General features: G+C 44.6%; 14 protein-coding genes. 11 read left to right on the top strand and 3 right to left on the bottom strand.

The window, feature by feature from the left end; translation table 11 throughout:
• Positions 1–9 precede the first annotated feature (9 nt).
• Complete coding sequence (locus GSF04_RS22850; protein WP_211858890.1) at positions 10–1,422, bottom strand: sigma-54 dependent transcriptional regulator; 1,413 nt, start codon at positions 1,420–1,422, stop codon at positions 10–12.
• Between the two features lie 249 nt (positions 1,423–1,671).
• Between GSF04_RS22850 and GSF04_RS22845 the strand changes: the two genes are divergently transcribed.
• The 7 genes from GSF04_RS22845 to GSF04_RS22815 all read left to right on the top strand — a co-directional run bounded on the left by GSF04_RS22845 (position 1,672) and on the right by GSF04_RS22815 (position 12,314).
• Complete coding sequence (locus GSF04_RS22845) at positions 1,672–2,925, top strand: efflux RND transporter periplasmic adaptor subunit (protein WP_102057789.1); 1,254 nt, start codon at positions 1,672–1,674, stop codon at positions 2,923–2,925.
• Positions 2,926–2,935: 10 nt separating this feature from the next.
• Complete coding sequence (locus GSF04_RS22840) at positions 2,936–3,643, top strand: ABC transporter ATP-binding protein (protein ID WP_102057788.1); 708 nt, start codon at positions 2,936–2,938, stop codon at positions 3,641–3,643.
• Between the two features lie 2 nt (positions 3,644–3,645).
• A complete protein-coding gene (locus GSF04_RS22835) occupies positions 3,646–6,042 on the top strand; it encodes an ABC transporter permease (RefSeq protein WP_211858889.1) in 2,397 nt (798 codons plus the stop codon).
• A gap of 226 nt (positions 6,043–6,268) precedes the next feature.
• Positions 6,269–8,683, top strand: coding sequence for an FtsX-like permease family protein (locus GSF04_RS22830; protein WP_211858888.1), 2,415 nt, complete (start codon positions 6,269–6,271; stop codon positions 8,681–8,683).
• 132 nt (positions 8,684–8,815) lie between these two features.
• Positions 8,816–10,162 carry a 3-deoxy-D-manno-octulosonic acid transferase gene (locus tag GSF04_RS22825; RefSeq protein WP_211858887.1) on the top strand — a complete coding sequence of 449 codons (1,347 nt, stop codon included), beginning with the start codon at positions 8,816–8,818 and terminating at the stop codon, positions 10,160–10,162.
• 2 nt (positions 10,163–10,164) lie between these two features.
• Positions 10,165–11,193, top strand: coding sequence for a glycosyltransferase family 9 protein (locus GSF04_RS22820; RefSeq protein ID WP_211858886.1), 1,029 nt, complete (start codon positions 10,165–10,167; stop codon positions 11,191–11,193).
• On the top strand, positions 11,190–12,314 hold the full coding sequence (locus GSF04_RS22815) for a glycosyltransferase (RefSeq protein ID WP_211858885.1): 1,125 nt from the start codon (positions 11,190–11,192) through the stop codon (positions 12,312–12,314). Before GSF04_RS22820 ends, GSF04_RS22815 begins: the two co-directional genes overlap by 4 nt.
• A gap of 388 nt (positions 12,315–12,702) precedes the next feature.
• On the opposite strand, the gene GSF04_RS22810 is transcribed toward GSF04_RS22815, so the two are convergent.
• A complete protein-coding gene (locus GSF04_RS22810; RefSeq protein ID WP_211858884.1) occupies positions 12,703–12,996 on the bottom strand; it encodes a transposase in 294 nt (97 codons plus the stop codon).
• Positions 12,997–13,196: 200 nt separating this feature from the next.
• Between GSF04_RS22810 and GSF04_RS22805 the strand changes: the two genes are divergently transcribed.
• Entirely contained in the window at positions 13,197–13,517 is a 321-nt protein-coding gene (locus GSF04_RS22805; protein WP_039493248.1) for a DUF6482 family protein, read from the top strand.
• Between the two features lie 64 nt (positions 13,518–13,581).
• Here GSF04_RS22805 and GSF04_RS22800 read toward each other — a convergent pair whose 3' ends face one another.
• Positions 13,582–15,462, bottom strand: a complete 1,881-nt coding sequence (locus GSF04_RS22800) for a PKD domain-containing protein (RefSeq protein ID WP_211858883.1) — start codon at positions 15,460–15,462, stop codon at positions 13,582–13,584.
• Between the two features lie 149 nt (positions 15,463–15,611).
• Here GSF04_RS22800 and GSF04_RS22795 point away from each other — a divergent pair, with 149 nt between their 5' ends.
• The 3 genes from GSF04_RS22795 (at position 15,612) to GSF04_RS22785 (ending at position 19,867) form a co-directional block, all read left to right on the top strand.
• Complete coding sequence (locus tag GSF04_RS22795; RefSeq protein ID WP_010377680.1) at positions 15,612–16,394, top strand: DeoR family transcriptional regulator; 783 nt, start codon at positions 15,612–15,614, stop codon at positions 16,392–16,394.
• Between the two features lie 10 nt (positions 16,395–16,404).
• Complete coding sequence (gene glmS, locus GSF04_RS22790) at positions 16,405–18,225, top strand: glutamine--fructose-6-phosphate transaminase (isomerizing) (protein WP_130165192.1); 1,821 nt, start codon at positions 16,405–16,407, stop codon at positions 18,223–18,225.
• Positions 18,226–18,430: 205 nt separating this feature from the next.
• On the top strand, positions 18,431–19,867 hold the full coding sequence (locus tag GSF04_RS22785) for a hypothetical protein (protein ID WP_211858882.1): 1,437 nt from the start codon (positions 18,431–18,433) through the stop codon (positions 19,865–19,867).
• The last annotated feature ends 5 nt before the right edge of the window (positions 19,868–19,872 follow it).

Genomic DNA, 19,872 nt, shown 5'->3' with positions numbered 1-19,872 from the left:
CTTTTCTTCCTACAAATCGTACTTTTCTAAGCGACGATACATCGCCCCTCGGGTTAACCCGAGCGCTTTGGCTGCGTTTGAGACATTGCCTTGATAATGCTTGAGCGCTGCACGCACCGTACGTTGTTCAATCTCTTCAAGGTTGAAAGTGCCTTCAAAAGTGAGTGCATTGGTGTCCGAGGTATCTTCCTTACTTGCTTGCGCCGTCGTTGGGGTGGTGCCAATCACAGTGCTGATATCTAAAAAATCGCTTTCACTTAAGATCACCGCGCGCTCGATAGCATGTGCGAGCTCCCTGACATTACCGGGCCACGGGTAGGTTTGTAGACATTGCATGTCGCTGCTATTTACTTCAAGTTGTCTTTTATACTTGTGGCAAAAGTGTTCAAGGTAGTAATTTACGAGCAGTGGAATATCATCGACACGCTCGCGAAGCGGTGGCAGACGGATCTCTATGGTATTGATCCGATATAATAAATCTTGCCTAAAACGGCCTTCATCAACCGCTTGTTGCAGGTTGTCGTTGGTGGCACAGATAAGGCGTATGTCCACTGAAATGGGCTTATTACCGCCTACAGGAGTGACTTGTCGATTTTGTAAAGCCGCAAGTAGCGTTGCTTGTTGGCTCATTGGCAGGTTGCCCAATTCGTCCAAAAACAAGCTCCCCTCGTGTGCGAGTTCAAAGCGACCGACCTTATCGCTTTTTGCATCGGTAAACGCCCCTTTTTTATGACCAAACAATTCGCTTTCAAACAAACTTTCGGAGATAGCACCCATGTCTAGGCTGATAAAGGTATTGTCGCGGCGCATACTCGCCTGATGAATGGCGTGGGCGGCGAGCTCTTTGCCCGTGCCACTTTCGCCAGTGATCAGAATATTGGCATCGGTGAGCGCTGCGCGTTCTATGGTACTAAATACCTTTTGCATGGCCGGGCTTTGACCTAAAAAAGCAAATTGATGGCTACCACTAGATTGATTGAGTGCCTGATTTAACCCTTGGGTCTGACGAGTGAGCTTACCAACCTGCTGTTTGTCTTTGGCATGAGCAAATGCGGCAGCAACCGCACCCAGTAGTTGGTCATTTTGCCAAGGCTTAGCGATAAAGTCGGCGGCGCCTGCTTTTATCGCGTCAACGGCAAGCTGAATGTCACCATAGGCAGTCATTAACAACACCACGATGCTCGGGTCTTGTTCGACAATTTTCTTTAACCAATAAAAGCCCTCTTTGCCACTAATAGCATCTTGGCTAAAGTTCATATCAAGCAAGATCACATCTATTTGCTGCGATGCAATCTGTGCTTCTATATCAAAGGGGTTATCTGTGGTGATGATGGTTTGGTAATGCTTTTTTAGCAAAAGCTTTGCTGCAATTAATATATCGCTGTTGTCGTCGACAATTAATATGGTGCCTTCCTGCTTCATATCCTGATCGCTTTATTTTTCTTTTAGCGTACCGCAATCATTTAGATCTCGTCTACGAAAAGTGTTCATTTATGGACACTTTGTTATTTTTGATGTGTTCTATTTCCGGACACTTATTATTCTTAGAATATAAGGGTAAATACCTAACATTTTGTAATTTATAATAAAATCAAGCTTGGCACGGTGCTTGATATTAGTCATACATATTCGATAAAACGATTTAACCGACTAACAACAAGAGGCGTGATTATGGATAAGAAAATAGAGCGTTCAGGATTGCAAAAACATCTTAAAAAAGCGGTGGCAGGTGGTGTACTTCTGAGCATTGCAGCAGCGGCACTGGCATTCAATAACACTGCCTCTTCAGGTCGTAGTCAAAATCTCGCGCTGAGTAGCCTAACGGTGAGTACCGTAAGCAAGGGGGCGTTTGTGGACGCACTAAGCTTACGTGGTCAAGTCGTACCAAAAACCACGATTTACCTAGATACCATCGCAGGTGGTCAAGTGGAAGAGCGCTTGGTGGAGCAGGGTGAGTTTGTTGAGGCGGGTCAGCCATTAGTGAGATTGAGCAATACCAGTTTACAGCTAGACGTGATGAGTCGCGAAGCGCAAGTAACAGAGCAGCTTAACTTCCTAAGAAACACCCAAATGACGATGGAAACCAGTCGCCTTAATTTACGCCGTGACTTGCTTGAAATTGACTTACAAATTAGCCATTTGGAACGTCGTTATAAGCAATCCAAGCCACTTGTTGAAAAAGGCGTGCTGGCAACCGACAGATTGTCTGAAATTGAGGACGATTTACAGTATTACAAGGCCCGAAAGGAGCTGACGTTAGAGCGCCAAACGCAGGAAAATTCCATTCGTAAAGTACAAGTCGAACAGCTAGAAGACAGTGCTGAGATGTTACAGAAGAATTTGCAATTTGCCCGTCAAAATCTCGAAAACCTACTGATCAAAGCGCCGGTATCAGGTTACTTGAGTGAGCTGGATGTTGAAATCGGTGAGTCAAAGAGTAAAGGGGCAAGGTTAGGCCAAATTGACATTCCGAATGAATACAAGTTGGTTGTCCGCCTTGATGAGTTTTATTTAAATCAAGTACAACCGGATATGGCAGTGAATGTGATGTTAGACAGTGGCTTAGTCAGTGCAAAGGTGAGCAAAATTGATAGCCGTGTAACGCAATCACAATTTCAGGTTGAAGTGGCATTACCAAGCGGCCAAAGCGACATTAAACGCGGCCAAAGCATAGATGTAGAACTGATGCTTGGCGGTAACAAAGAAAATGCCTTATTGCTAAAACGCGGTGCCTTCTTTACTAGCTCTGGCGGTAACTGGGTATACGTGTTGGCAAGTGATGGCAAAACCGCCGAGCGTCGTGACATTCGCTTAGGTAAAAAGAATCAAGATTATTACGAAGTGTTAGATGGCTTATCACAAGGTGAGCAAGTGATCACCTCAAGCTATAGCAACTTCGACAAAGCGCAACAACTCAATTTCTAAGGATATAACAATGATAAAACTAACTAACCTAAACCGTGTATTTTGTACTCAAGACGTTGAAACGACTGCGCTAAACGATATTAACCTCACTGTGAATGAAGGCGAGTTTGTCGCCATCATGGGCCCATCTGGGTGTGGTAAGTCCACTTTATTGTCCATCCTCGGGATGTTGGATTCACCGTCATCTGGGCAGTTTGAGTTTGCGGGCACTGACATTGCGGGCTATAGCGAAAAGCAGCTCTCACAGCTACGTAAAGCGTCTATTGGTTTTGTATTTCAAAGCTTTAACCTGATTGATGAGCTGACTGTGTTTGAAAATGTCGAGCTACCACTGCAATACCAAAATATCTCAAAAAGTGAACGTAAGCAGCGTGTAGAGCAGATTTTAAAACGCGTTGCCATCGACCACCGTGCCGATCACCTACCACAGCAACTTTCAGGTGGTCAGCAGCAGCGTGTGGCGGTTGCAAGAGCGCTGGTTATTAACCCTAAACTTATCTTAGCGGATGAGCCAACGGGTAACTTGGACTCCAAAAACGGCGAAGAAGTCATGGCGATGTTACGCGAGCTAAACCGCGAAGGCACAACCGTGATCATGGTAACGCACTCAGAAAAAGAAGGGTCATACGCGGATAGACTTGTACGCCTTCTCGATGGCCAAGTGATGTTAGACAAAGCCAACACAGTGGTGCAACCACAAAAATCAGAGGTGGCATAACGATGATAGTGAATTATCTAATAACGGCATTGCGTGCTTTTAAGCAGCAAAAGCAGCATTTTATTTTAAATGTACTTGGGCTTAGTGTGGGCTTAGCCGCGGCAATTTTGGTTGCACTGTTCGCAAAAAATGAATTGTCTTACGACAGCCAACAACCTCAAGCTGAGCGTGTGTATCGAATTGCACAAGACTATTCGCAATTAGGGCTTGGGGTCGTTCCTATTTTTAATTACATCAATGGCACTCGAGCACTTGAATATAGCCAAGTTGAAGAGGTTTTTGCGCTGACGATGGTGGAGTTTACTCGCGAAGCTGAAGTAGATGTGACAGTAAAAAATCAAGGGTTTAAACTGAATGATCTTTATGGCGCAACTGCAAATATCGAGAATTTTATCGATATTGAAACGGTGGCAGGTAGCCTAAGTCGCGCCATGAGTGTACCGAATAGCATTGCATTGAGTAGTTCAGAAGCTCAGCGTATTTTTGGCCGCACGAACGTGGTTGGCGAGATTCTGCAGCATAAAAACGGCCAATATACGGTAGGTGCAGTATTTACTGATTTACCTGAAAACACGCATTTTGGCTTTAAAAACCTAGTGTCTGTAGAGCATGATCCAGCCAATACGGATATAACTTCTAGCTATGTTTATTTACGATTGGCACCGCAAACAGACGTTACTGCCTTGGAAAAAACACTGACGGAGAAATACTATTTCGGTGACTTTAAAGGCCGCTTATCACTGCAATTGCATCCCTTAACGGACCTTCACTTTACTGCAAAGTCACCGTTTGAAATGAAAGTGGGTGGTGCGAAACAAGTGGTGATGATCTGTGTTGGTTTAAGTGTGCTGCTGATCCTTATCGCTGGCTTTAACTTTATTAATATGACGGTGGCACAGTCGACCAAACGTGCAAAAGAAGTGGGTGTACGCAAGGCTCTTGGTGCCAGCAAGTCGCAATTAGTTGCACAGTTTTTATCTGAGTCTGTACTCGTGTCATTGCTTGCAATGACAATAGCCTGTGTTTTGGTCGAGCTACTATTGCCAAGTTTCAATAATTTAGTTGGCCGTGGACTGAGCATTGATTATGCATCTATGTTTAGTGTCGTGGTGGTTACGGTTGCCGTCACTGTGGGGGTATTGGCAGGCCTTTATCCTGCATTTTTTATCTCATCTTTTAGTGCTAAACGCGTATTAAGCGGAGATTTACAGCGTGGGAGTACCGCGATTTGGGTGCGCAAAAGTCTTTTAACTGTACAAGCAGCACTTGCGGTTGGGTTAATTATTGCTTCGATAACGCTACAGTACCAGTTGGCACATTTGCAAAACTTACCGCTTGGTTACGAAACCACACAACGTTTGGTGGTCTCAGAAGTGCCCGTTAAAGCGGCTTTTACAAAAGCGCCAACGTCATTAGTTAAACAGTTCGCGGCGATTGAGGGCGTTGAACATATTAGTGTGATAGATACGCAGCTGACTCGCTCGATTAATAACACCCTAGTACCAACGTGGCCAAATGGTGAACAGTCGCAATCCTTAACGCCAGTTATCGGCACAAGTTACGAGGTAGTCAAAGGGTTGGGGTTAACGCTACTTGCAGGTCGAGATTTTAGCCGAGAATTTGCCGGTGATTGGTCAAATCGAGTTAACGGCGTAACCACAATAGGCACCATTATTACCGAGTCGGTCGCTAAGCAAGCTGGCTACAGTAATGTTGCTGACATTATTGGCAAAACTATCAAGGATACTGGCCGCAACGTAGAGATGCGAGTGGTTGGTGTCGTCGCTGACGTCAAAGTGGGGAATGCACAAGAAGCGAGTTCTAATATTATGTTTTTATTAGGGTTTACTTATTTTAATCCAACATCTGAAGTGATCTTAACGATTAACCCGCAGTATTTAGCACAGATTAGACAAGATGTGATTAGTGTGTTGGCAAAAACCGCAAACGTGTATGAACCAGAGATCAACCTCCTTTCAGACAGTTATAGGGCGGTACTTAGTGGTGATGAGCGTATCTCTAAGGTAGTACTTATCTTCACCGCGCTAGCTGTATTCTTAACCTGTTTGGGCACTTTTGGATTGGCATCTTTTGCAACGGTTCGCCGTCAAAAAGAAGTAGCTGTACGCAAAGTCTTAGGGGCATCACGGCTAAGCATTGTGAATATCTTAGCAAAAGAGTTTCTGACTTTGGTGGGAGTCAGTATCGCCATAGCTTATCCAGTCACCTATTGGCTTGTTGGTGATTGGCTTGCAAACTTTAATGACCGTATTGAGCAAATGATGTGGGTTTATGGTGCAGCAGCCTTGGTGGTTGCCGGTATCACCTGGTTGACTGTGGCGACCCTTGCCTTTAAAGCCGCGAGTACACGTCCGTCGCTGATCTTGCGATATGAGTAAATTAAATTGGTAATCACTCAAGAAATTGCGGCCTAATTTAGGCCGCTTTCATCATTTATTTCTTGGTGTGTTCATCACTAATATCGGCACGACCATTTCTGCTTTTGAATGGTGTGAATATGCTGCTACAAGCAGTCATTTCAAAAGTGAGTCACAATCGCGAGTGGAAAAATCAAGTGACTTTGTACTGGATATCTTTATAAAAAATAACTAAAAAGGATCTTCTATGCTCACTTCATATTTGAGTACGGCAATTCGGGTAAGTAAAAAGCAAAAGCTACTCACACTGCTCAATGTCATCGGTTTCAGCATTGGAATTGCTGCTGCAATTATCGTGGCTTTATTTGCCCAAAGTCAGTTGATTGTTGATAAACATCAGCCTGATGCAAATCATGTTTACCGAGTGCATTTAGATTTGCGTTCTGTGGGTGTGGGCGTGCGCGGTGCGATTGACCCTAGAATGCCGCAGCTGATGCAAAAGCACAGTCAAATTAAGGACCTGTTGATTATTAGTCGGATTGAATCGTTACAATATAGTGGCGAACCAATGGCGGATATCGTGAAGGTTAAAGGTCAGCGCTTTAAGTTCAAAAAGGCGTATGTTGCGACGCCAAATTTGGCTGAGTTTGTGAATATCTCTGTATTACATGGAGACTTAACTCAGGCTCTTTCTCAGCCCAATCTTATCGCCCTTAGTCAGACAGAATCAACGCGCTTGTTTGGCGACACAGATGTTATCGGCAGGCAACTTGAATACGATGGGGGAAGCTATGAAGTGGCTGCTGTTTTTGCGGATTTGGAAGCAAATACACACTTTGATTTTGATGTGCTGATGTACTTACCCAAATTACAGCGCGGTCCTTTTAGTAGTCATGTGTATTTGAAGTTGCAGTCAGAAGCAGATCCCAACGCGTTAGCCCAAGAGATGACGCGCGAGATGCAAAAAAGAGCTAAAAACCCGAACTTCAAAGATATCCAGTTTCAGTTTATTCCATTGACCCAGTTGCATTTTCACACCAATGGCACCGTAGAGATGAAGCAAGGAGGGTCTTATTTGGCACTGCAAGTGAGCGTTGTGCTGAGTACTTTACTTGTGATCATAGCCAGCGCTAATTTTATTAACTTCAATATTGCCAGTGCTGCAAAGCGTGCTAAAGAAGTCGGCATACGTAAAGCGCTAGGTGCCAGTAAGTCGCAACTCGTCACACAATTCCTGTCAGAATCGTTACTGACTGTACTGTTTTCAGGGTTTTTAGGGGTTGTAATCGTTGAGTTGGCATTGCCGCACTTTAATCAGTTAATCGCGCAGCCCCTGACATTGGTATACAACTCTCTATTTATGCTCGGTCTTGTAATTACATTGACAGTGGTTGGTTTATTTTCTGGGCTATATCCAGCTTTATTTATCTCGTCATTTGGTGCGAAAAAAGTGTTAAGTGGCGATTTTAGTCGAGGGCGTTCATCAGCAAGGATCCGCAAAATAACCTTATGCTTACAAGGTGCGATTGGCGTAGGGCTGATAGCAGCTATCAGCATGCTCTATCAACAAATGATGCTGGTAAAACAGTTGGATGTAGGTTACGAAAAAGCACAGCGAATTATCATTCGAGAATTGCCCTCAGAGCTGATCTATCAGCAACAAGGAAACGCATTGCTTGATGAGTTAGGCCAGATCTCAGGTGTGGCTGGTTGGACATTGAGCGATACCAATTATGCAACCGCCATTAACGGTGGGATGCATTACACTTGGCCAAATGGCGAAACCTATGACGGCATGTTAGCAGTAATCAATACGGGTTATGACGTGATTGATGTACTCGGGTTAAAGTTGATTACTGGGCGAGGCTTTAGTCGCGATTACGCTGGAGATTGGTATCGTGAACAGCAAAATGGAGAGGCGCATGTCGCTATCCTGATAACCAAAAAAATGGCTCATTTAGCGGGATATGAGAAGCTTGATGAGGTGATCGGCGTCACTGTTACCGTGCCAAGGCGAAAGTTGACAGCCAATGTCGTGGGTGTAGTTGAGGATATCAGAATTGGTTCCGTGAATAATGCAGTACAACCTACTTCATTGATGCTTGGTCATGTTGATGGTGAAACTGCAAATGTGGTATTAAAGATCGCTGAAGGCATTGATCCAGGTAACGTGATCACTGAAATTAAACAAGTTCTTGCTGCACATCTCAATCGTCGTGATATAGAAGTGCAATCTCTCAATGATGAGTTCTTGGCGGCCCACAAGAATGAACTCTATACGCTTACCATGCTATCTATCTTTAGTCCTTTAGCTATATTTCTGACCTTACTCGGAATATTTGGGTTAGCGTCATTTACTACCTTGCGTAAAGAAAAGGAATTGGCTATCCGCAAAGTGTTAGGCGCTTCACGTATTGGATTAATTAGCTTGGTTGCTAAAGAGTATTTGTGGTTATCTGCATTGAGTATGGTACTTGCAGTCCCGCTGACGTATTGGCTAGTTGGTGAGTGGCTTAATCGCTTTAATGAGCGGATAAATCAATCTATATGGATTTATGGAGTCGCAGGCCTACTTGTGATCTTGCTTACTTGGCTTACCGTTGTGCTCGTTACCTACAAGGTTGCAAGCCGGCGCCCCTCATCAGCGTTGCGCTACGAGTAGTTGATAGCAATTTGACTTAATACTTAAAATAGGCCACTTAGTAAAGCAAATTGGTATGGCTCGCTGTCAATTTAGTGTCAAAAACCATAGTTACACTGGGGTTAATTCATGCTTGAATAACAAGGTGTGGCTATGGCTAAGGTTAAGACAACCTCTCGTCTTCGTGGAAGATCAGCTAATTCACTTTGGATTGGTGTTTATAACAGTATCCTGTTGTTGTGTTTACCTTTGATTGCGCTGATCTTATTAAAAAAATGGCTACGTAAACCGGGTTATAAAAAGCACTTTTTACAGCGCTTAGGTGTCTACGGTTGTAAGCGTTTACCCGCCTGTATTCATTTACATGGCGTTTCTGTCGGCGAATGCGCCGCTATTGCTAAACTTATTCCTGAGCTGCGTAAACAGCATCCTCATTTACCCATTGTTTTTACTTGTACCACGGTTGCGGGTTCCAACTATATTGAGCGCCACTGGGGGGAGCAAGTCACCCACACCTATTTGCCATTGGACTTTCAATTGACGGTTGGTGCGTTCTTGACGCATTTTAATCCGGTATTGACCATGTCAGTTGAGATGGAGTGGTGGCCGAACCTTATTCGCCAGTCGCGCAACCAAGGCAGTCGAGTGATGCTGGTAAATGCTCGCATGACCGACAGATCAAAAAATCGTTATGCCAACATGTTAGGTCTTTTTACCTTTATGGTGTCCAAGGTGCATAAAATCCTGCCGCAAAGTGAGCTAAGCTATCAAGCTTTTCGCGAGTTGGGTGTACCACCAGAAAAACTGATGCTGTGCGGTAATATCAAGTACGATTGGCCAGAGCTTAAACACGCCGACCCAGCGCAAAAGCCCTCTCATTTGACATGGATTGCGGGGAGTACGCATGACACTGAAGAAATAGCGGTGGTCGCAGCGCATAAACAGTTGTTACAGCAAAATCCAGCAGCTCAGCTAATTATCGCACCGCGTCATCCTGAAAGATTTGATGACGTATGGCGGCTGCTGCAAGCAAGCGGGCTGAGCTGTCAGCGTTACTCGCACGCGCCAACACTAACTGCAAATACGCAAGTGTATCTGCTCGATACGATGGGCAAACTATTTGCGTTTTATCGTGATGCCCACGTTGCCTTTATTGGTGGCTCGTTAGTTAAGCTCGGTGGTCATAATCCTGCCGAAGCCATTGTCCAAGGGGCTGCTGTCGTAATGGGTAGTAGTCGACGAAATTGTGAAGATATATGTGCGCCGCTGAGTCAAGCTGGTGCCTTTGTTGAGGGTAACGAACCACAGCAAATAGCCAGAGAAGTCATCGGCTTTTGGCAAAATAGTGCGACAACAGCACAACAAGTACAGGCTGGGCAAGCCGCAATCGCAAAGCATAATGGCGCACTACACAAAACCACATTGCAAGTTTTATATCAGTTAAAGCAAGCGCAACGGCCAGTTCATAGTACCCGATTACATCCAATGGTGATCAGATAACAATGCAATACAACAATATCCTTATTGTCCGACTCAGTGCCATTGGTGACATCGTGATGGCGTCAGGTCTTATTTCTGCACTAAAGGCACGTTACCCAGAAGCAAAACTGAGCTGGTTAGCAGAGCCTGCTGGCGCGACCTTGCTGCAACAAAATCCATTGCTAGATGAGGTGATCCTGTGGCCTCGTAATGAATGGCAAAAAGTGCGAAAAGCAAAAGGGATCATAGCGCTACTGAAGCGAGTTAGTAGCTTTAAAAAGCAGTTGGCTAGTCGACAATTTGACTTAGTGCTCGACGCCCAAGGACTCCTTAAAAGTGGCGTGCTAGCTTGGCTTAGTGGCGCTCAATATAAGGTTGGGATCAATAGTCGTGAGGGCAGTCAGTGGCTTATGAATAAGGTAGTGACCTCGCCTTGGTCTGCTGATATCAGCTCGGAATACAGAGCTGCAGCGAAATTTTTTGGTGCGCCAGAAACGGCGTTTCAATACTCGCTCATTGCCTCGAACGAGACACAACAACACACAGAAGCACTGCTATTGGAGCATACTCAAGGTCAACCTTATGTGGTGTTTTGCCCGTTTACAACGAGAGCACAGAAACACTGGGCAGATGGGCATTGGCGTGAGTTGTATAAACAAGTAAATCAGTCTATTTGTGCGCATATTATTATATTGGGTGGACCAAGTGATATCGCTCATAGCGAGCGTTTAGAAAAACAGATGCCGGGGATCATTAATCTAACCGGGAAAACGACATTGCTGGAGTGCAGCGAGATCATTCGGGGGGCAAAAGGTGTGATTGGCGTCGATACAGGGCTAACTCACATGGCGATGGCGCATCATACCCCGGTTATTGCATTGTTTGGTTCAACCTTACCGTATGAAAACACCTTCAATCCAAATGGTCGCGTGTTGAGCGATAAACTTGCTTGCTCACCATGCAAACGCCGGCCAACCTGTGAGGCTCGTTTTGATTGTATGGTAGGTCTCACGCCACAAAGAGTCTCGAGCGCACTAGGAGAAGTACTATGAAAGTTCTGCATATTGAAGCGGGTCGTCACTTATATGGCGGCGCACAACAAGTGGTATATTTAACCCAAGCGTTGCAGCAAAAGGGCATTGAAAACGTACTGGTTTGCCCGCCAAATAGTGAAATGATTGCAGCCGTTGATAAGCAAGTAGTTGTAGAGCCTGTAAAAATGGCAGGCGATCTCGATGTCATGCAATGGTTGCGGTTACGAAGGGCTATTGCCCACCATCGGCCTGATTGTGTTCATATTCACAGCCGTCGAGGGGTTGATACTTGGGGATTACTTGCCGCGAAGTCGCTTAATGTCCCTGTTATTTTATCGAGACGAGTCGACAACACCGAGCCACGCTGGTGGTCAAAATTAAAATACCCAGCCTACGATAAAGTTATCGCTATCTCAGAGGGGATCCGCCAAGTATTACTCTCGCAAGGTGTCGCCTCTGAGCAAGTAAAGTTAGTCCACAGTGCAGTCGATACCCAGCGCTTCGCACCAAGTAGTGCGGAGCGGCAATGGCTGCTTGATGAGTTTGAACTGCCACAAAATGCCTTGGTTGTGGCTAATTTTGCGCAGCTGATAGAGCGCAAAGGGCAAGATGTGATCATGCGTGCAGCCAAACAACTCATTGTTGAGCATCCTAATTTGCGCGTATTACTGTTTGGTCGAGGGCCAAAGCAGCAACAGTATCAGGCGCGTATAGATGAACTGGGGCTGCAAAAAATTGTCCAGCTGGTGGGATTTCGACAAGACGTAGCGCGTATTTTACCGGCGGTTGATATTGTTGCACATCCAGCATCGATGGAAGGGCTAGGTGTCGCGTTATTACAAAGTAGCGCATCTGGTGTGCCTGTTGTGGGCTTTGCTGCCGGTGGCATTCCCGAAGCGGTTGCGCACAATGAAACCGGGTTACTCGCTCCGGTTGGTAATCAAGTTCAGTTTATCCAAGATCTTAATCGTTTATTGCAGGACCCGATTTTACGAGAACAAATGGGCCGTAAAGGCCGCGCTAAAATGTGCAGTGAATTTGCCATTGAGGTGATGGCGGAAGGCAACTTGTCGGTGTATAGAAGTGTGTTAACTGAGTTGGGAAGAGCGCCTTTAACCAGCCAATCACAGAAAGTGTGAGTTCCAATAAGGATAATCACCAATGCGGTTTACTAGCTTGGTTCTTAGTGGGTTTGCAGCAATATACCGGGCAATGGTATGCCTATCTTCTGTGGACCTGAGCATATGATCGTAATACGCGCTTTGCCAAATTCTGTATTTTGAATCCAATTGTTTATTTAACCTGAGGTTTGGATAAGGAATGTTCCAACTCATTGTTGCTAAAGCACAACTTAGTTTTCTCCTTGTCTAGCCAGAGAGTTTTAGGGAAAACACCGCTTCCGCGTCCTGCTCTCGCTAAGGTACCTACATCCTGTAGGCAAGGCGAATTTACGCACCAATAGCTGGCTATTGGAAGTGAATTCAACGCAGTTAGCGCTAATAAAACTGGCTGCTAGAAAGGCATTAATTATCCGCAGCTCAGGTTATTTAGCAGGTAAGCTGTTCTGCCTTTTAATTCTCCAACAACCTTACCTAGTTGCGTATTTCCAAGTGTCAGTAAGCCATGAAAGTGATCTGGCATTAACACCCATGTTTGCCAGCAGCATTCAAACTTTTGTTCATTATGTGAGATAGATTGGCAAAACAATCGTGCCAGCCGATAATCCGTAAAATAGGGCGTGCGTTTATGGCAGTTAAACGTAATGAAGTATTCCGCATACGGGATTGATATCCTGCCTTTTCTCAGGTCATTCCAGCTCATGTGCATTCCTTGCAATTGAGAGATGAATTTTAAAGATAATCCCTTCGATTAAATCTGTCGAGGTAAACCTCGACCTACGGTTGGATGGTAGGTCGTGATTTATCACGACAGGTTTGCGACAAAACATTCACGACAACCAAGGTGAACCAAACACGCACAAGGGTCGTTTAATTATTAATCGGTTAAACGAGGAGAGCATTATGCTTGCTGCCACACTCAAAGAAAAAATCGCTAATAAAGAACTTCATGCCATCGTGCTTAGCTACGCGGATTCAAATCACTACTTAGCTGGTGGTCAGGATGTTGATGGGAACTTGCATATCTTAATGCATGCCGAGGGTAAACTAACGCCGTTTAACTCGCTGCGAGAGGCTGAGACAAAGCTGGCGGAGCTCGGTGCAACTCAAGCCTACCTCAGAGTTGAGTCTGCCTATGATGAAATTGGTCCTGAGGACTCTTCGGGAACGCATATCAGCAATATGGAGATCCGTCACTTAACTCCATCCGACATAACAGTTTAAACAAAAAGGCTTAAGCGCCCACCAGTGAGCGCTTAAGCCTTAAAAGTTATCGAGTAGAGAGATCTTATTCTACTGAAAGTGTTATCGTTTTAGTTGCAACGGAAGCGGACTTTTCATCAACAACACTTAAACTTACCTGATAGTCGCCTGATGCTACAGGAGTGAATTGTAGGTTCGAGTCATGTGCAGCGGTACTGTCAACCACTTCGCCTGACGGAGCAACCACCTTCCAAAAATAGGTCAAATTGTTTGCATTGCTGTCGCTATCCATAACAGTTGGAGTTATCCACAGTGCTGAACCTGTTTTCAGTACACCTTGATAGTCCAGCGCCGTAATTACTGGAGCGCTATTTTGAACAGCACTTACTTTGATGAATGCCGCGACTACCAGTTCAACCTTGCCATCAGACACGATGCATTTCAGTACATAATTACCAGCGTCATCGAAGGTAATTGACGCGCGATTATCAGCATTATTGAGCACTGCCGTGCTATTCTCTGGCTTCGTTTCAAGCGACCAGCGATAAGTGAGCGGATCGCCGTCTTTATCTTCTGCGGATACCACAAAGACTTTGGTTTCCCCTTCCGTAGCTGTAGATATTTGTGGGCTCATAGACGCTGTAGGTCCATAATTTTCAGGGTGGCTCTTTATCACGCCACTGGCAGTTTGGCTTAGCTCACCGTTACTTACCTCCACAAAATAACGGTAAGTCCCCTCTCCGTGAGGCGTAAAAATCACCGTGTCGGTATCTTCATTCGTAACGGAATAGGTCAAACCGGCTTCAAATGGCTTAAACGTCCAACTAAAGGAGAGTGTTCTTCCGCTTGTATCTCTACTTCGCTTGGCACTAAGCTTGATGGCTTCATTGATTTTGGTTGACTCCGGCGCGTCGACGAATACAAGTGGTTTGTTTGCTTCGCCTAATTTGGCCGTTAAGGTATGGGTTGCTTCACTTAAACGGCCCTGTTTGTCTTTAAGGCTAAAGCGGATTTTATATTGTCCAGCCTTATCTAATTGAAGCGAGGTGAGAAATCCATTTGGTGTTGCCATTGCGGCTTGGCTGCCGCTTGGCTTGCTGTCAAAACTCCAAAGCGGTGTTACAGCGCCTTGATACTGACTACCATCGCTTTTCAGCTCAACAAAAGTCATTGAGCTTAATGTAACCTCTGAAGGTGCTGAAATAACCGCTTTAAGAGCTGGCTGGTTATCTATAACGATGACTTTTTCTGATTTGCTATGTGACGATTTACCATCATAAACGGTTAAAGTAATGGTGTATTCACCCGCAAATTTAGAGGCGAAAGAGGCAAGGTTATTGTTAGGGCTTACCAATGTGTATTCATCAACATGAGCAGGTGCAGTAACTTGCCATTTATAACTGAGATTATCGCCGTCTGAGTCTGAGCTGTTGCTCGCATCTAACTGTAGATGCTCGTTGATGGCAATTTCCTGTTTTGTGAGTGTGAAATTAGCGACAGGAGGCGTGTTCACACTTGGTGTAGTTTTTTCTTTTACACGGATCTCAAACTGTGTTGTCGATTCGTTACTACCTGACTTGATTGTTAGTCCTACTATGTAGCTACCTGCAACATCAGCGGTAAATTGCGCTTGCTTAGTGTTAGGGTTAGATAACTGAGCGTTACTGCCTTGGGGTTTGGCTTGCCACTGCCATGTTATTTCGGCATTTTCAGGGATCGTACTTCCCGCAGTGCTAAGCTGAATGACGTTGCCTGTCTCCCCAAAGGCACTTGCCTGAATTTTAGCGACTGGCTTAGTCGTGGTATCCGTTCCTGAATCTGTATTATCGTTATTTGAATCCGTGTTGCCATTATTTCCATTTTTGCCGCTATCCTGATTGACTGGTGTGGTGTCACCGCCTGAACCGCCGCATCCTGCTAGTAATAGTGAACAACAAAGTATTGATGTTATTAAGTTTTTGTTCATTTAATTATCCTTTTAAGTACCTCAACTGGGAAATGTATCCTGATGACCAAAATATTTCCAGTTAAAATTTGTTCAGTGCAAAATTTAACTTGTTTAGGTTTTGAAGTTTCGACTATAATCGCCTTAAATTTCGAAACGAAACTTATTTGATGACTAAACGAAACACTCAACAGCGCAGACATACCATTCTTTCATGGGTGAATGAATACGGTGAAGTAAGCGTAGAATCACTCGCCGCTGAGTTTGAAACGTCAGAAGTTACGATTCGTAAGGATTTAACGGCACTAGAAAAAAGTGGTCTGTTACTACGCCGCTATGGCGGTGCGATTGCCCTTCCTAAAGAGATCACTGCATCAGGTAAAGACGAGCAAGACTCGGTACGTAAAACGGCCATTGCCAAAGCGGCCGCCGAGCTGATTAAAGATCACAATCGCATCATTATCGATAGCGGCAGAACCACTGAAACCCTAATTCCTGAGCTTGCGCAAAAGCGCGGCTTAGTCGTGATGACCAATGCGATGAATATCGCTAATCGCTTGTTATCACTGGAGAATGAACCAACCTTATTGATGACCGGCGGGACGTGGGATCCGCACTCAGAATCCTTTCAAGGGCAGGTGGCGGAGCAAGTACTGCAATCCTATGACTTTGATCAGCTTTTTATTGGTGCCGATGGCATTGATGTAGAGCGCGGCACAACCACATTCAACGAATTAATTGGGCTGAGCCGTGTGATGGCAAAGTCAGCCCGTGAAGTGATTGTGATGGTCGAATCCGACAAGATTGGCCGTAAAATTCCGAATTTAGAAATACCTTGGGCACAGATCACCACTTTGATCACCGACAACAACTTGGCCGATGACCTCCGCCAAGCGATCGAAGCGCGTGGCATACAACTTATCTGTGCTGAACTACACACAACGTGCAAATAATGGAGAGATTATGTGTGGAATCGTAGGCGCTGTTGCTGAGCGTCCAGTAAACAAAATTCTTATCGAAGGTCTAAAACGCCTTGAGTACCGTGGTTATGACTCTGCGGGTGTCGCGCTTTGCGAAGGTGGTGTACTCAACAGCGTGAAAGCCGTAGGTAAAGTGGTAAACCTAGAATCTGCGCTTGAAAATGCTGAAGTAAAAGGTACTACCGGTATCGCGCACACGCGCTGGGCAACACACGGCGGCGTAACAGAAGCTAACGCGCACCCGCATATTTCTAACAGCGAAATTGCGCTAGTACACAACGGCATTATTGAAAACCACGAAGGTTTGCGCGCGGCATTAAAAGAAGACGGCTACGAGTTTTTATCTGACACCGACACCGAAGTGATGGTACATCTTATCCATCAACTCAGACAGCAACACACTACATTACTTGCTGCCGTGCAAGCAGCGGTAAAACAGCTTGAAGGTGCATACGGCACGGTATTATTTGATAAAGCCAATCAAGATGAAATCATCGTGGCACGCTCAGGCAGCCCACTAGTTATCGGCCTTGGCCTTGGTGAAAACTTTATTGCCTCTGATCAACTCGCGCTATTACCAGTAACCCGCAGCTTTATCTTCTTAGAAGAAGGCGATGTAGCACGCATTACTCGCGAAACGGTAGAAATCTTCGACATTAACGGCAATCCTGTAGAGCGCGAAGTGGTTGAGTCTAACATCACTCAAGATGTGTCGGGCAAAGGCGAATACCGCCACTACATGCTAAAAGAAATCTACGAGCAGCCAATGGCCGTACGTAATACACTTGAAGGCCGTTTAGACAACGATCGCGTTAGTATCGACGCATTTGGCGACAAAGCCAACGAAATTTTTAAAGATGTAAAACACGTACAGATCATCGCGTGTGGTACGTCTTACCACTCAGGCATGGTGGCGCGCTACTGGCTGGAGCAATTTGCAGGCGTAAGCTGTAACGTTGAAATCGCCTCAGAGTTTCGCTACCGCGACTCATTCGTTCACGAAAACAGCCTACTGGTAACCATTTCACAATCGGGCGAAACCGCAGACACGCTCGCGGCACTGCGTCTTGCCAAAGAGCAAGGCTATATGGCATCGATGACCATTTGTAACGTACCAGGCTCATCGCTAGTACGTGAGTCAGATCTTGCCTTTATGACCAAAGCTGGCGCTGAAATTGGGGTGGCATCAACCAAAGCATTTACAACTCAACTAGTTGGCTTATTGATGCTAACTGCATCGATCGCGCAGGAAAAAGGCCGTGATCAAAGCGCAATCGTCAACGCCATCAAAACCCTGCCAACCAAGCTTGAAGAAACCCTAACGATGGCCGATGGTATTGAACTTCTTGCAGAAGAATTTGCCGACAAACATCACTCATTGTTCCTAGGTCGCGGCTCACAATATCCAATCGCAATGGAAGGCGCGCTAAAGCTTAAAGAGATCTCCTACATCCACGCTGAAGCCTATGCGGCAGGCGAGCTAAAACACGGCCCGCTAGCGCTTATCGACGCGGATATGCCAATTATCGTCGTTGCACCAAACAATGAGCTGCTTGAAAAGCTCAAATCAAACGTTGAAGAAGTGCGCGCACGCGGCGGTATCATCTATGTATTCGCGGACAAAGACTCAAACTTTGCCTCAGACGACACCATGCGAGTAATGAACGTCAACCACGTCGAAAACATCATCGCTCCAGTGGTTTACACCATCCCACTACAGCTACTTTCATACTACGTAGCCGTGATCAAAGGCACCGATGTTGACCAACCGAGAAATCTCGCAAAGAGTGTAACGGTAGAATAAGAAAAGGCGCGCAAGCGCCTCATGTTGTGACTTAGAAATATAGTTTCATCCCAAGTATTAAAGTATCATCCTAAGTAATAAAGTTTCATACTGAGCATTAAATGTAAAAAAGCCGACGTTGAGTCGGCTTTTTTGATTTTGTGATGTTCAACTGTATCGCTTAGTATTGTAAGGGTCGAAGAGCCTCGGATATTTGAGATAGAGTATGGTTAAGCAGATAATTGAGATTGATGGGGTTAAGCGTGAACTCAATGAGCGCGAATTAGAGCTAATCACAATTAACGGTCCACATAGGAGTGATGTTTTCTTTTTTAAGAATTCTCTAGGAACAATCGAAACAAAAAGTGATATTGATGAGCTAATAATACGTGAAAGTGAAGTCGATGGCGTCGGTATTGCTGATGCAAATATTGAGTGTCTATATATCGAACAAAACTCGAAGCTCAAGAGACTGATTCTGAAAAACTCGAAAGTAAAAAACCTCAAGATAGAAGGCTCTTCAGTTGAACTTCTTGAGATCCACAATGATGATTCTTGCCCCATAGAGACTTTGACAGTCAGTAACAGTGAGTGTGGGAACTTCAAATCTATATGCACATCCATTAACTTGATTCAGCTTATTAATAGCCACTTTTCAAAGTTTTGGCACAAAAGCACGTCCAAATTTTGTAACTTGGAAATAGAACAGGGTTTAATTGTTGATTCAGGGTTCAAATTTGAGAGCAATTCTAGTCACAAGATCTCATTGAAAGATAGTATTGATGGTCGGCTAGATATTAGTTTTGGGGATGCCGATAACTTAGAACTGAGTAAGCTTTTCTTAACCAATGAGTTATCTCTTACTGCTAAACAAGGAGTGAGTAAGTTTTCTGTTAATGGTTTTAGTTGTGGCAGTGGCAAACTTTCCATTCATGATTTTCGTGCTTTGGTAGGCCAGAGCAAAACATCAGTGCTATTTAAATCAATCTCTTTTGGAGAGTCGGATTTTAAAGATTGTGACTTTTGTTCATTTGCACATTTTGAAATAGATAAAGTTCAGTTTCAAAGTGCCAGCTCTACTGGTACAAGATGGCCCCTGAACCCCGTATATAAGTCGGGTAATAGTTTATTGAGAAGCTACTGTTTCAAAGTTTACAAAATGCTAGTCGATGATGGTGATTTAGAGCAAGGGCTTCAGTTTAGAAGAAGTTATCTCAATACTAAGGTTTCTTTACTTAAAAGCGAAGAAAGTGAATCTAAATTAGTTGCTTGGGCTGATAGAGTATCATTGCAACTTGGAGAGTTTACATCCGAACATGGTACAAATTGGTTAAGAGCACTGGTAATTCTTTTATGCTTCAACCTTGTATTAACGCCGATACTTGTAAACTTTTTCATTTTAGAAAAATCCTTTGAGAGTGCTGTATTTTATTGCTCGCACTTTAAAGATAGTTTTAATTATTACTGGCTCAACCTAGTACCTATTGATGGAAAAGTATTCTCGATGAGTGACGCGCTTTTGTCGATGAACCCTGCTCATAGGTTAAAGTCGCTTAGTTTTGAAGGAGGCACTTGGTTTGTCCTCTACAATACGATAAGTAGAGCAATCAATGGGTACTTATATTTTCAGATAGTTAAGTCATTTAGAAAGTATATAGTTTGACTCTG

This window comes from Pseudoalteromonas sp. A22 (genome assembly GCF_018141345.1).
GTDB lineage: Bacteria > Pseudomonadota > Gammaproteobacteria > Enterobacterales > Alteromonadaceae > Pseudoalteromonas > Pseudoalteromonas maricaloris.
This window is presented reverse-complemented; position numbering and strand designations above follow the sequence as displayed.

Coding starts and splice junctions, on each gene's coding strand:
- GSF04_RS22850 (WP_211858890.1), bottom strand. CDS start 1,422: ATGAAGCAGGAAGGCACCATATTAATTGTCGACGACAACAGCGATATA.
- GSF04_RS22845 (WP_102057789.1), top strand. CDS start 1,672: ATGGATAAGAAAATAGAGCGTTCAGGATTGCAAAAACATCTTAAAAAA.
- GSF04_RS22840 (WP_102057788.1), top strand. CDS start 2,936: ATGATAAAACTAACTAACCTAAACCGTGTATTTTGTACTCAAGACGTT.
- GSF04_RS22835 (WP_211858889.1), top strand. CDS start 3,646: ATGATAGTGAATTATCTAATAACGGCATTGCGTGCTTTTAAGCAGCAA.
- GSF04_RS22830 (WP_211858888.1), top strand. CDS start 6,269: ATGCTCACTTCATATTTGAGTACGGCAATTCGGGTAAGTAAAAAGCAA.
- GSF04_RS22825 (WP_211858887.1), top strand. CDS start 8,816: ATGGCTAAGGTTAAGACAACCTCTCGTCTTCGTGGAAGATCAGCTAAT.
- GSF04_RS22820 (WP_211858886.1), top strand. CDS start 10,165: ATGCAATACAACAATATCCTTATTGTCCGACTCAGTGCCATTGGTGAC.
- GSF04_RS22815 (WP_211858885.1), top strand. CDS start 11,190: ATGAAAGTTCTGCATATTGAAGCGGGTCGTCACTTATATGGCGGCGCA.
- GSF04_RS22810 (WP_211858884.1), bottom strand. CDS start 12,996: ATGAGCTGGAATGACCTGAGAAAAGGCAGGATATCAATCCCGTATGCG.
- GSF04_RS22805 (WP_039493248.1), top strand. CDS start 13,197: ATGCTTGCTGCCACACTCAAAGAAAAAATCGCTAATAAAGAACTTCAT.
- GSF04_RS22800 (WP_211858883.1), bottom strand. CDS start 15,462: ATGAACAAAAACTTAATAACATCAATACTTTGTTGTTCACTATTACTA.
- GSF04_RS22795 (WP_010377680.1), top strand. CDS start 15,612: ATGACTAAACGAAACACTCAACAGCGCAGACATACCATTCTTTCATGG.
- glmS (WP_130165192.1), top strand. CDS start 16,405: ATGTGTGGAATCGTAGGCGCTGTTGCTGAGCGTCCAGTAAACAAAATT.
- GSF04_RS22785 (WP_211858882.1), top strand. CDS start 18,431: ATGGTTAAGCAGATAATTGAGATTGATGGGGTTAAGCGTGAACTCAAT.